Source organism: Nitrincola alkalilacustris, assembly GCF_008973755.1.
GTDB lineage: Bacteria > Pseudomonadota > Gammaproteobacteria > Pseudomonadales > Balneatricaceae > Nitrincola > Nitrincola alkalilacustris.
In genome coordinates this window covers 384928-398916 of the sequence record NZ_WBOM01000004.1, presented here as the reverse complement: position 1 = coordinate 398916, position 13989 = coordinate 384928, and the positions used below count along the sequence as shown (strand labels likewise).

Annotated in this window: 7 protein-coding genes; 6 read left to right on the top strand and 1 reads right to left on the bottom strand. The window is 51.3% G+C overall.

Annotated features, from left to right (window positions below; translation table 11 throughout):
- Positions 1–12 precede the first annotated feature (12 nt).
- The gene (locus F7R27_RS09755) at positions 13–3123 is read left to right on the top strand and encodes an ATP-binding protein (protein WP_151704052.1); all 3111 of its coding nucleotides are present in this window, start codon (positions 13–15) and stop codon (positions 3121–3123) included.
- Between the two features lie 107 nt (positions 3124–3230).
- Here F7R27_RS09755 and F7R27_RS09750 read toward each other — a convergent pair whose 3' ends face one another.
- Positions 3231–3911: a response regulator transcription factor gene (locus tag F7R27_RS09750; protein ID WP_151704051.1), complete on the bottom strand. Its 681-nt coding sequence runs from the start codon at positions 3909–3911 to the stop codon at positions 3231–3233.
- A gap of 194 nt (positions 3912–4105) precedes the next feature.
- Between F7R27_RS09750 and F7R27_RS09745 the strand changes: the two genes are divergently transcribed.
- Genes F7R27_RS09745 through F7R27_RS09725 form a run of 5 tightly spaced genes read left to right on the top strand, consistent with a single transcriptional unit; the run spans position 4106 to position 13955 of the window.
- Positions 4106–6895: an ATP-binding protein gene (locus F7R27_RS09745; RefSeq protein WP_151704050.1), complete on the top strand. Its 2790-nt coding sequence runs from the start codon at positions 4106–4108 to the stop codon at positions 6893–6895.
- Complete coding sequence (locus F7R27_RS09740; protein ID WP_151704049.1) at positions 6888–8945, top strand: putative bifunctional diguanylate cyclase/phosphodiesterase; 2058 nt, start codon at positions 6888–6890, stop codon at positions 8943–8945. The genes F7R27_RS09745 and F7R27_RS09740 overlap by 8 nt, the downstream gene beginning before the upstream one ends.
- 49 nt (positions 8946–8994) lie before the next feature.
- Positions 8995–10149 carry an FIST signal transduction protein gene (locus F7R27_RS09735; RefSeq protein WP_151704048.1) on the top strand — a complete coding sequence of 385 codons (1155 nt, stop codon included), beginning with the start codon at positions 8995–8997 and terminating at the stop codon, positions 10147–10149.
- Positions 10146–12740, top strand: coding sequence for a response regulator (locus tag F7R27_RS09730; protein ID WP_151704047.1), 2595 nt, complete (start codon positions 10146–10148; stop codon positions 12738–12740). Before F7R27_RS09735 ends, F7R27_RS09730 begins: the two co-directional genes overlap by 4 nt.
- On the top strand, positions 12741–13955 hold the full coding sequence (locus F7R27_RS09725; RefSeq protein ID WP_151704046.1) for an EAL and HDOD domain-containing protein: 1215 nt from the start codon (positions 12741–12743) through the stop codon (positions 13953–13955). It begins immediately after the preceding gene.
- The last annotated feature ends 34 nt before the right edge of the window (positions 13956–13989 follow it).

Here is a 13989-nt window from a genome sequence, read left to right as displayed (position 1 = left end):
GGAAATACTGCAATGAGATGCAAGGCCCAGGGCTGCACCCTTTTACTTATCAGTTTGCCATGGTTACTGATCATGCTGGCTGTCGGTTATGCCTGGTGGCAGCTGGAGCGCGCCAACATGCAGGCCGAACAGCTAACCCGTCAGGAAGCAACCATACGATCGTTACAGTTGGCTGATGCGATGGCGGGTCAGCTTGACGGTTTGTTTTCGACTATCGATATCGGTTTGCAGCAGGTGCGCGCTGTCTGGCTGCATAATCCCACGGAAGTGGGAGGGGTTGCTCAGGCAGTGATGAACAGCTTGCCACAGGGGCTGGTGGCTTACCTGTCAGTAGTGGATGCAGAAGGTTATACCGCTTTTACTACTCTGGAGAGCTCACCTCGCACTTATGTTGGGGATCGTGAGCATTTCATCAGCCAGCATAACGGTGCGGACCTCTTACTCATTGGTAAGCCGGGCCCAGCGCGTCTTGTGGAGGGCTGGACTTTTATCGCCAACAGACCTTTGCTGCTGGACGGGCAGTTTGTCGGTACAGTCAATGTTTCGATACGTTCAGATGCGATGGCAAGCCTGCTGGGCCGTGTAAAACTCAGCGAGTCGGACCTTGTAGCGCTTGTAAAAGGTGATGGCGCTTTTCTGGCGCGTAGTCTCGATAACGCCGCGGCCATGGGTCATTCGGTTGTCTCCTCTCGTCCTTATCTCGCTGCTGATGCAGCTGAAAAAGGTTTTTTTGTTGAGCAGGGAACACTGGATCAGGTGGTCCGCCTGTTTGCCTGGCAACGATTACCCAATTCCGGCCTTTTTATCATTGTAGGACTGGATCAATCTAAAATACTGGCGCCGTTAAAGCTTAAACGCGAGGGTGATTTTGGCTTGGTGGCAATGCTCACCGCAGTGCTTTTTCTGACGGGGGTACTGATCAGTCTGTTGTATTGGCGAGAAGCTGGGCAGCGACGAAAACAAACACAAACTCAACAAAGCATTCAGGCTATTAATCAGGCACAGAGCCGTTTTATTAGCGGGGAGAGTGCGCACTCAGTGTTCAGTGAGCTGTTAAGCACTCTGCTGCAGCTTACTGGCAGTGAATACGGCTTTATTGGTGAGGTTATGCATAACGCAGACGGACAACCCTATATCAAGGCGCATGGTCTGTCTGATATTGCCTGGAATGATGAAACCCGGCGCTTATATGTCGAGCATGTTGCCAATGGCCTGGATTTTCACAATATGGACACCCTGTTTGGTCGGGTGGTGACTGAAGGTAAGCTGATCATTGCAAATGAGGCCCAAACTGACCCACGTGGTCGAGGTATTCCTTCTGGCCATCCTGCGTTACACCGCTTTATGGGGATCCCTCTACGTCATGACGCCGATGTCAGTGGTGTGATTGCATTGGCTAATCGTGCTCAGCCCTATGATGAATCTTTGCTTGCTTTATTTCAGCCTCTGATGACCGCCTGTGACAATCTGTTTGGATCGATGCGTCGGGAGCGGGAGCGTCTGGCGGTCGAAGCACGGGTTGTCGAACTCAACGCCATGCTCGAACAGCGTGTTGAGGAGCGTACAGCCGAGCTTGTTGATCAGTTGCAGCGTAACTCGGTAATCCTGAACACAGCGATCGATGGCTTTTTTGCTGTCGATTCCAATGGCCGGATTCAGCAGGTCAACCCAGCCTTCTGTGCTATGCTCGGTTACGACGAGGACGAGGTGCTGGAACTGTGTATCCCTGATATCGAAGCTTCCGAAAGCCCGGAAGAAGTTGCTGCTCACATCACGAAAGTGATGGCGCTGGGCAGTGATCGCTTCGACACGGTGCATCGACATAAAGACGGCAACACTATTGAGGTGGAAGTCAGCGTCAGTCTGGTAAGTATCGGTGAGAAATCCTGGTTCTATGCTTTCGTTCGTGATATTCGACCGCGCAAGGCGGCCGAGGATCAACTGCGGCAGGCGCGCGATGAGGCTGAAACCGCCAACGCGGCGAAGAGCCAATTCCTCTCGCGCATGAGTCACGAATTGCGTACCCCGCTCAATGCCATCCTGGGCTTTACTCAACTGTTGCAACTGCCGGGTGATCAATCGCTGAACCAGCAGCAGGCTGCAAATGTGCAGGAGATTAACTCAGCCGGTAAGCATTTGCTGGATCTTGTTAACGAAATACTGGATCTGGCATGTATTGAAAGTGGCCAGATAGCGTTCTTTACTGAACCGGTCTCGTTGCAGCCAGTAATTGAGCAGTGTGTAAAGCAGATTTCTCCAGCAGCTCTACAACGCTCTATCACCCTGACATGTCTTGGGGACTGTAAGTGTTTTGTGAGTGCCGACATGACTCGACTGCGGCAAATATTGCTGAACCTGTTGTCTAACGCGGTGAAGTACAATCGCGAAGGCGGGTGTATTGAGATTAAATGTGTGGTGGTGGGGCACCAGGTGCGCGTGAGCGTGCGTGATACGGGTCATGGCTTGAGCGCTGAGCAGCAACTACGTCTGTTCCGACCCTTCGAGCGGCTTGAGTCGGCCTATGAGGGGATCGAGGGTACCGGCATTGGGTTGGCCCTGGTCAAGCAGTTGGTCGAGGGGATGCAGGGGCATGTTGGTGTCAGCAGCGAACCTGGCACGGGTAGCTGCTTTTGGTTCGAGTTGCCCTTGTGTGAGCCATCAGTCGAGAAGGCACCAAATGAGGAGCCGGTAGTGATTGATCCGCCAGTGGCAGCGGGCGGTCAGCACATTGTTCTGTATATCGAAGATAACCAGGCAAACCTGCGTTTGGTGCAGAAAATTCTGGCTAAGCACAAAGGCATTGAGCTTCTCACCGCTGAAAATGGTGAGCAGGGGTTGCAGATCGCTGCTAGTAAATGTCCGCAGCTTATTTTGCTGGATATCAATCTGCCGGGTATGGATGGTTTTGCAGTGCTTAAACAGTTACAGGCAACCCCTAATACAAAGCATGTACCAGTGATTGCAATCAGCGCCAATGCCATGCAAGGGGATATAGAACGAGCTGAAGCCGCGGGGTTTACTGATTACATCACTAAACCCATTCAGGTTCCTGCGTTTCTGAAAAGTATTATGCATTGCCTGCAAAAAAATCAGCCTGCTCTCGATAGCAAGGATCATATCTGATTGTGCAGCCTGCCTGAACCGAATGTTCATCGTTATGCATGGTGTAGGTGTCAGGGCAGACAGTGAACGTGATCTTGCGCCAGCTCAATAGATGCTCAGGGCGCTGTTTAGGTCTGGATCAAGCGATATCCCTGGCCATACACTGTCTCAATTGTGCAGTTGCCAGTGTTGGCTTGATTCAGTTTCTGTCTCAAGCGGCTGATCAGAATATCCAGAGCACGAGTCTCGTTGTATCGTTCATCGTGCCAGACGCTGTCAATCAACTCTTCGCGAGTAAATACGACAGACTGGTTTGCCAGCATCACACGTAACAGTAGATATTCGTTTCGAGTGAGATTGATCTGTCTGTTATTGAAAATGAGTCGCTGACCGGCTTCGTCCAGGAGCAGAGAGTCCTCGGTTTCTGGAATCATATGTTTTGAACGCCTCAGAACAGCATGTGCTCTGGCCACCAGTTCGGTTTTGCTGACGGGCTTACTGATATAGTCATCGGCACCGCTGTTCAAGGCAATCGCCAGGTCTTCACATGTGCTGCGCGCTGTTACAAAAATAATGGGTGGGCGTTTTTCAGCTTCAGGCAGCTGATTCAACAGTTCCAGTCCGCTGATCCCTGGCAGATTCCAGTCGAGCAGAATAAGGTCAAAACTCTTCCCTTTTGCCATGTGCTCAAGAAACAGTTCTGCCTGTGCAAACAGCGTCATCTGATATCCGTAGCTCTGAAGCCACAGTGACATCAGCTTAGCGAGATCCAGATCATCCTCGATGATCGCAACTTGATAATGGCTCATCTTTTTTATTCAGTCCGTTTTCTCGTTCTGTCTCAACCATGAGCGGCAGTGCTGGTCAGAAACAACGGTTTTATTGTAACGAAAATGTATCAGATAAACTTGATCCGGAACAATCAATAAGTGTTTGCCGGCTCCCAAGGTAGCCCGTTTGAGTTAAATTGTGATGTCTGATCCATATTGGGATATGAATCCACGTGACACTGCAGCCGCTTCCGACCAATCTTCGTCTGTTTAACCTGATGATCATAACAGGTGCAGTCGTGACGATGATGATTATTGCCTGGCTGGTCTACAGAACAGCCGATGATGTTCAAGAGAGAACTCTGAAGCAGTCAGCGATCGCTTATTCAAGTGCCGTCAGTTCGATTCGCAGTTTCTACAACAGTGAAATTTTGCCGAATGTTGCGGGCCATCCCTGGGTTGAAGTAACAGAGCACTACAAGGGGCAGCCTGGTGCCTTGCCGATACCGGCAACTCTTTCATTGGATCTTGGCGATTATTTGAGTGCGCGGGATGACAGTGTCAGTGTGAGATTGGTCAGTGAGTACCCTTTCCCTCAAAGAGCCGATCGTGAATTATACGATTTTGACCGCATGGCGCTGCAATATTTGAGTATGACAGGCGGCAATGACTACCAGGCGCGGGTGATGTTGGATGGGGTGGATACCATCTCCTATGCCACACCGATTCGCATGGAGGCCGGGTGTGTGGGTTGTCACAATAATCATCCTGACTCGCCCTTCAAGAGCTGGCAGTTGGGAGATATTCGAGGTATCCAGGTCATCAGTCTCAATGTGCCGAGTGGAGTGATGAATATCGGGGCTAATGGGTTCAGCTTAGGCGTGTTTGCTTTAGGTGTTTTCCTGGCTGGACTTACCATGTTGTTCGCTATGAACAGGCGTGTTCGCAGTGCTTTCAGGTTGCTCAACTCCCGCAATGATGAGCTTCAGGTTGCCATGCTGGAGTTGCAGCAGAGGCAGGCCGCCATCGATGAGCATGCCATTGTCAGCATCACCGATATCAGGGGGGATATTATCTATATCAACCGCAAGTTTATCGATATCACCGGTTATACGCCTGAAGAGTTGATCGGCTTTAATCACAGGTTGATCAATAGCCAATACCACCCTCAGGCCATGTTTGCTGGTCTCTGGTCTACTATAAGTTCAGGTGGCACCTGGTCTGGAGAGATACGAAATCGCAGTAAGGATGGGCTTTATTATTGGGTCAAGGCTACGATTATGCCCCTGCGTAATCTACAGGGCCAGATTGATCGATATATATCGGTTCGCACGGATATCACACATGCAAAAGCACTTGAAGAAAGGTTGTTGAATCAGAACCGGCAGTTGAGTCAGATGATGGAGGAGCTTGATGCAGCCAGGATCGAGGCTGAGCGGATCAGTGAGGCTAAAAGCCAGTTTCTGGCCAATATGAGCCATGAGGTACGGACACCCATGAATGGGATTATAGGTATGACCGATCTGGCGCTGAATACCACCCTTTCGCCGGAGCAGCGCAATTACCTTGAAACAGTGAAATCCTCTGCCAAGGGATTGATGCGAATCCTTAATGATATACTGGATTTCTCGAAGATCGATGCCGGAAAACTGTGTATCGAGCAGATTGAGTGTGACCTCGGTGAGTTGGTGTGTGATTCACTCAAGCCTCTGGTGATGCTGGCAAGGAAAAAAAATCTCCTGTTGTCTCTGGATATGCCGGCTGAAACTTGTGTCCGCCTTTACACTGATCCGGTGAGGCTCAGGCAGGTGCTGAGTAATCTGTGTGACAACGCAATCAAGTTCACGCAGCAGGGCAGTGTTCTTGTCCGTGTCAGAGTCGTTACAGCAGAAACAGGAGGCACCCATCTGGTTTTCGATGTGATTGATGATGGAGTCGGGATTGAGGCAGAAAAAATTGAGCAGATTTTCAGTCCCTTCGAACAGGCTGATAACTCAACCACACGCTGCTTTGGCGGCACAGGTCTTGGATTATCCATCTGTCAGCGTCTTGTCGCGTTGATGGGCGGGGGGATACGTGTGGTCAGTGAGCCCGGCAAGGGAGCCTGTTTCAGTTTCTGGTTGCCACTTGCGTCCTCTGTAGAGCCAGAGACTTCCTTTTCTGTTGTTCCGTTTTCTGCAGTCCCAGTTTCTAAGGGTGAGATTCAGCTGGCACTGGAGAACTTACCAATGGCCGAAACCCTGCGCTCTTGGCTGACAGCGATGGGGTACAGCGTAGGTGATCTATCTCTGACAGATCATTCGCAGCATACAGATCCGCCGACTTGTCTCATTATGGATACACGATTCATGCACCAGGCAGATTTCTCGTTGTGTGATAGCTACGATGCATCGCTCAGAAGGCAGCCGGTGATTCTTTTAGCTGATGAGTTGCTAGTGCGTGAGGAAGGAGTGAAAGTTGACTGGCAAGTTAAAGTTCAGCTGACTATGCCACCGCGACCGTCTGAGTTGAGAGCTGCTATCGAGTGTATTCGGGGAGCAGGGGCCGGTATTTTAAAGTCAATTGATCCTCAGCGACCTGAAGACTCTGTTCTAGCCGGAATCAAGCAGCAAGCGCTGTCAATCCTTGTTGCTGAGGATAACCGTGTTAACCAACAGTTGATTATGGCGTTGCTGAAAAAAAGGGGTCACTCAGTCGATCTGGTTGAGGATGGTGAGGCAGCTGTGATCGCCTGCCAGACAAAAGCCTATGATCTGATTCTGATGGATATGCAGATGCCACGTGTTAATGGTGTAGAGGCTGCACGGCAGATTAGGCAATGGGAGTCAGATAATGGCAGGGTATCAATACCGATCTATGCTTTAACAGCCAACGTAATGGAATCTGATATCAATGCTTGTCTTGCAGCCGGTATGAGTGGCCATCTGTCCAAACCCCTTGATGTGGGTTTATTGGATAGTGTGTTGGCTGGTGTTATACCGCAAGTGGTAACTGCTTCAATAACCGGTGAAAAGAATGCCTGACAGTAAATCTCCTAAACTTCTTATCGTTGAAGACGAACCCGCTCTCCAGCTCCTTCTTAAGGCGGGTCTTGTCAAGGCTGGTTATGAAGTCGCGACGGCCGGAAATGGCCGGTTGGGTGTGGAGCAGTTTGCAGAGCAGTCACCAGCGCTGATTCTGATGGATGTCAGTATGCCCGAGATGGATGGTTTTGAAGCCTGCAGGCAGATACGGGAGCTGGAGAGGCATACGAATACACCGATTCTGATGTTGACCGGCTCCGATGACTATGACTCGATTCAAGCTGCATTTGAATCTGGAGCCACTGATTTTATTACCAAGCCTATCAACCTGCCGCTGCTGCAGCAGCGTATTCGCTATGCCCTGCGTGACTCGGCCCGTGAGCAGGAGTTGTTGAGGATACAGAATCTGCAAACCAGCGCCAGTCGTATTGCTGGTCTGGCCTTCTGGCAGTACGAGGCGGATGAGGATCGTTTTGTATGGTCAGACGATGCAGCCAGTATGCTGGGCTGGGAAGAGGAGATGCCTGCATCATTGCTGCAAGCGCTTGTCATGGCGCATGAGGATGACCGGCAGCGTATAACACTGGCCTTTCAGGAGGCACTGACCGCCGGTGTACGTTTTGATCTGGAGGTAAGGGTAGGAAGTTGTGATCAATACCGGCTGCTGAAAATAATCGGCGAGCGAGAGTTGGAGGCCAAACGGATCAGTGGCGCGCTGCAGGATGTGACACGGCAAAGAAGGCTTGAGGGTCAGGCAGAGTACCTGGCACATCATGACGGTATTACCGGTCTGCCGAACAGGCGCTTGTTTTTGCACAGTCTGGAAGAACAACTGCAACAAGAGCTTGAGCAGATGGCTGTGGGCGTCATGGTGGTAGAGCTTAACAGATTTCAACAGTTGATCGATATCTGTGGGTTGGATGGTGTAGAGCAGTTGCTCCGCCTGATCACAGGCCAGTTGAGGGCTATACAGGATGATGCAACCTTCTGTGCCTACCTGGGAAGTGGCTGTTTTGCATTTCACAGACTGTTGGACAGGTCAGATCTGTCCAGGATCGAGATCAGCTCGGAGCAGTGGTTAAAGTCGCTTGATCGCCCCTGGATACTGGATGGAAGAGAGATATTTATTAATTTCTCGGCCGGAATAGTTATCAGCACCCTGCACTGTAATGACCCGCATATGATGTTGAGTGCAGCCACCCAGACGGCTCATCAGGTGCGAGTCAAGGGGGCTATATCGGCTCAGTTGGCAGCATGTGGTGAAGATGTGATGACCGGGCGCCTGAGTCTTGAGGCTGATTTACGTCGCGCCATCGAGAACTCTGAGTTTAATCTGGTCTATCAACCACAGCTTCATCTGGCAAGTAATACCATTAGGGGAGTGGAGGCGCTGGTGCGCTGGAATCGTCCTGATCACGGGCCAGTTTCGCCGGTGCAGTTTATTCCGATAATGGAAGAGATGGGATTGATCCACGAACTGGGTCGGTGGATTCTGATCGAGGCCTGTCGACAGCAACTGGACTGGGATCAGGCAGGGATGCCGCTGCGCATGGGTATTAATTTGTCACCTGCGCAGTTCATGCAGGCGGATCTGTATGATCAGGTAGAACAGGCGTTAAAGACGACTGGCGTCAAGCCTGAGATGATCAAACTGGAGATTACAGAGAGCCTGGCGATGCATGACCCTGCCAGTAGTATCAAACTTCTTGAGCGCTTCAAAGCACTTGGTGTCAAGCTGGCAATTGATGACTTCGGGATCGGTTTTTCATCCCTTGAATACCTGCTGCGCTTTCCATTGGATACGCTCAAGATCGATCGCGCTTTTGTGACAGATATCACCAAGGGGCGCAATGACCGTGCAATCGTGCGTGCGTTGACTTCACTGTGTCATGAAATGGAGTTGACCACCATTGCCGAGGGGGTCGAAGATCAGCGTCAATGCGACTATCTGGATGCGATTGGCGTGAATGAGATTCAGGGCTATCTCATCTCCAGACCTCTCCCACCTGAGGAACTGTTCATGTTTGCACAAGGGTTCAGGGATAAGTGAGCCTGAGATTATCAATTCACACACTGGGCACCAAGCGGGAGGGGCCAACATGCGTATCAGTTTAATCGAGTCTGACAAAATTCCAGATCTTCAGGCGGGCATCCGTGAGATGGCCAGCCAGGGGGTTGGTTCGATTCTGCTGCTTGCCTGCGATGATAATGGCTGGTCGGATAATGATCTTACACCTGTTATCAAGTCGGCGGGTGTGCCTGTGCTGGGTGGTACTTTCCCCCAGGTGATTCATGCTGCTAACAACTATCAGCGCGGTTGTGTACTGATAGGGTTTGATCAGAAGCTCGAATATACCCTGATCGAGGGGCTGAGTGATCCGGATGTGAATTACGACATTGCGCTTCAGGCGCTCCCCGAAAGCTGGTTTGAAATGACCGAAAACACCTGGATGGTATGGGTGGATGGTTTGGCAAGTCGCATAGCCGAGATGGTTGAGGCACTATTTTTTAACCTGGGGCTGGAGCACAACTATATTGGAGGTGGGGCGGGGTCTTTGAGCTTCATCCAGAAGCCTTGCCTGATAACCCCGGAGGGGCTGCGACAGGATGCGGCTCTGCTGATCCGGCTTCCGGTAGAAAGCGCGCTGGGTGTCGGGCATGGTTGGGTGCCGATCAGTGAGCCTCTTAAAGTGACTGAGAGTGAGAGGAATCGGATCGATACCCTGGAATGGCAACCCGCTTTTTCGGTCTACCGACCCTTGGTGGAGGAATATAGTGGTCAGCTGTTCCAGAATGATAACTTCTTCGATATCGCCAAGGCCTATCCGTTGGGCTTCTCACGATTGGATTCAGACCTGGTGGTGCGAGACCCGTTGATGTGCCATGGGGAGTCCATGATCTGTGTGGGTGAAGTGGCTGAGGGCAGCTTTCTGCGAGTGCTTCATGGTACACCTGAGTCGTTGATAGCGGCGGCGTCTGAGGTCAGAGATGCAGCTGAATCGGCATTTGCATTAAAGAGTTCAGAGCCACCTCATTTGGCCTGCCTGATCGACTGCATTTCGCGAGTGCTGTTTCTTGAAGACGCGATTCAGGAGGAGTTGGCAGTGCTCAGTCGGGGATTACCCCTGTTTGGAGCATTCACTTTGGGCGAGATTGCTAACAATGGTCAGGAGTATCTGGAGTTTTACAACAAAACAGCTGTATTGGGGTTGTTGTCAGATGAAAAAGAGCAGCCTGGTCTGGAGGTTAAGTGAGTATAGAGCGAGCTGAAGAGGCTGAACTTCTCTATGAGATCTCTCTCTCAATCGGCACCACGCTGGAGCTGGAATCCATGTTGCGTCAGTCTGTGTCCAGTATGATGCGAGTGCTGAATGCCAGCAGTTGTGTTGTGTTGCAGATGCAGGTGCCCAATCAGGCACTCACTGACCAGCAGTGTTCAGTCGATCTGGAGTGGGTACCGGTATTCAGCCTGCCTCGTCGAACTGAGCTAAAACCCGATATGGCGGGTGTCATCAGTCAGCTGGCACTCCCTGATAACCGCTTTGATCTGCCGCGTCTGGCTGGTTTGTCGGCCAGCGCTTTGAGCTTTTCTCCTGAACATTACTTTTTCCATCTGGAACAGTTTGGTTGTCTGATTCTGCACAAGAAGGGTGCCTTATTAACCCAAAACCTGCTGCTGTCGCTGCGCAAGCTCATGGCTAAGCTGGCAAGTGCTGCACGAGCCTGCCTGTATGAGGCGCAGCTTCGCCAGCAGGTTAAAGCAGCAGAGGCGGCCAGCATCGCCAAGAGCCAGTTTCTTGCCAATATGAGTCACGAGATCCGTACGCCCATGAATGGTGTGATTGGCATGCTGGATCTGGTGTTGGAAACGGAGCTGAGCCGTGAGCAGCGAGAGCATCTTAACCTGTCCCGGCTGTCTGCCGGGCATCTGCTTGAGATCATCAATCATATATTGGATCTATCCAAGATTGAGGCGGGCAAGCTGGATATTCAGGCGGAGGAGACTGATCTGGTTGAGTTGGTGGGTGAAACGATCAAGTCGCTGGCTCCTCGTGCCTGGGCGAAGGATATTCAGTTGTATTTCGATCTGGATGAAACACTGCCTCGCTATGTTGAAGTTGATGGAAGCCGTTTGCGCCAGGTGATTACTAACCTGGTGGGAAATGCGGTGAAATTTACTCAGGAGGGGAGCGTTAGTCTTGAGGTCAGGCTTGCTCTTTCACTCGAGGGCATGGATACATGGGTAGAGTTCATAGTCACGGATACGGGAATAGGTATACCTCATGAGCGCCTGTCATCCATTTTTGAGCCTTTTGAGCAGGTGGATGCTGCAACTAATCGCCGTTTTGAGGGCACCGGGCTGGGGTTATCCATTGCGCGCCAGTTGGTCGAACGCATGGGGGGGCATATTGAGGCCGAGAGCGAGCTGGGCGTTGGGTCCAGGTTCCATTTCCAGCTGCCTTTGCCGGTATCTGAAGGGCCAGAGTACAGGCATGGCTCCTCGGTGGGATTGAAAGGCAAGCGGGTGTTGGTTGTTGATGACGAGCCGATCAATAGGCATGTGATCTCCTCCATGCTGCAGATGCTGGGTGTTGACGTAGAGTTGGCAGTATCAGGCCATGAAGCGATTTTCAGGGTACGACAGGCTGAGGTACAAGGGCAACCATATGACCTGCTTCTGATGGATTCTTATATGCCGGGTCTGGATGGCTATCAGGTAATCGAGCGGTTATTGGCTGAGTTTCCCATGTTGAGTGATCGCGCGATGATTCTGACCTCATCGGCCGTTGTGGGAGATGCCATGCGCTGTAAAAGCCTCGGCATCAGCGGATATCTGACCAAGCCGGTCACGCTGTCAGAGTTACGGGGAACTTTGCTGGAGCGGCTGCGCCACTCGGCTCAACGGGAACAGAGCAGTGCGTCTGTCCCTGTTGCTGAGGATATGCTTAAGGGTTTGCACGTATTGCTGGCTGAAGATAACCCGATCAATCAGAAACTGGCCCTCAAACTGCTTGAAAAACAAGGTATCACAGTAACGGTGGTGGAGAACGGAGAGTTGGCGCTGCGGCAACGGCTTCGGGAGCAGTTTGACCTGGTCCTTATGGATGTGATGATGCCGGTGATGGATGGCCTTGAGGCTACCAGACAGATTCGGGAAGCTGAGGCCAGAGAGGGGCTTCCTGCCTTGCCGGTTATTGCGATGACAGCCAATGCCATGCAGGGTGATCGTGAACGTTGCATATCGAGCGGCATGCAGGGTTATGTGACCAAACCGGTAAGCCCTGCAGCGCTCTATGATGAGATGCGGCAGGTACTGATAAGCATGGGAAGAGCACGGCTTTGTCTGGACAGCAATCGTGAAGCATCCATTGACGATCTTATGCAGATGGCGGATGAGGTGCTAGAGTCAGATAAGACCGTTGGCCTGATGCCGGATACATCAATGAGTGCTCGGGTTGTACGTGATGAGCAAAATTTACAGGGAGAGAGTACGTTGACTGATATTGACACTGATATTATGGATTGGAGTAAAGCTGTCGCACTGGTCGGTGATGATGAATCACTCTTGCAGTCAGTGCTGGAGATGTTTGTTGACGAGCTGCCTGATCATCAGAATCATCTTCGAACCGCGTTCGAACAACAGAATCAGACTGACCTGGCGCGGGCAGCGCATACTCTCAAAGGGTTGCTGGCCACTTTTTGCGCGAACAATGCCAAGTCAGCTGCTCAGGCACTGGAGCAGGCGGCCAAAAATGGCCAGGCAGATGAGTCTATGCTGATAGCACTGGAGCAATCGATCAATAAACTTTTGCCCTGCTTGAAGAGCAAGTTGCCAGGCGATTAAATGAATATAGAAATCGAAAAAAGCAGTCGCTACTGTATTGCACTGCAGCCGATATGCGATGCCCAGTTTCAGCATGTTGCCGATGAGTTGTTGTATCGTGCTCATGGTGGTGCATCGCACGCCGAGATCAATGATCCAATGCTGGCGACTGCGCGCGCGTGTGGTGCTGCCTTTTATGAAATTGGCTTGCCGGCACTGGTCGGCAGCCGGGATCTGTTTTTGAATGTATCCCATGAGTGGATTCTCGAGCCAGATATCATGCCTTTGCCGCCTGCTCAGGTAGTAGTTGAACTACCACACACGATCAGTTGGAGTGAGGCAATAAAGGCCAATATTGAGGGTGTCCGAAAGCTTGGCTATCGATTTGCTGTGAACAACCAGACATTGGCTCAGTTACCACAACTGATTGCTTTGGTGGATATTGTCAAGATAGATACTCGAGATGAGCAGGCGTTTGATCAACTGGATTGGTATCGTGAGCACTCAGTCACGTTGCTTGGGCAGTTTATCGAGAGTGCTGATCAGTTATCACGCTGTAAAAGTCTGGGGTTTGATTTTTTTCAAGGTTACTTTTACGCCATCCCGGAATTGATTGAAGCGGCCAACCATAACAGAAGCGGCAACAGACCTGCCCAATTGCGCCTGATACGGGAGCTGTTCAGCAAGGAGCCGGATATCGATCGACTGGAGGGCTTTATGGCGCAGGACCCGCACCTGTGCTCATTGCTCTTTAGGCGGGTCAACTCTTCTGCTGAACGCCGTGTGGCCAGAGTCAGTAATATCCACCAAGCGATAATGATGATGGGGTATGAAAAGATTCGAGCGCTGACTGCGACGCTACTGTTATCCGATAACCAACCGGTGAAAGAGCTGCTGGTTTATCGCTCACTGGTCAGAGCAGCACTGGCAAAACGCCTGGCTGGGCGAACCAGCAAGGTAGATCCCGAAACCGCTTTTACTCTGGGGCTTTTTTCGCTGGTCGATAAACTGGAAGGCGTTTCACCACAGCAGATGGCGATGGAAGCGGGCTTTTCTGATGAGCTGACCGATGCTCTGGTATCCCGAGCAGGAGAGCTGGGCAAGGTTTTGAAAGTGATTGAAGCCTTTGAGCAAGCGCAGTTGGATGGCCGATCCATCAAACTGGTTGAAGCAGTTAACCGTGATTATCTTGCCAGTGCTGCCTGGGCTGAAGAGATCATGTCATTGATTAAATAAAGCACTACCCCTTACGAAAACAGGAGTGAATTAG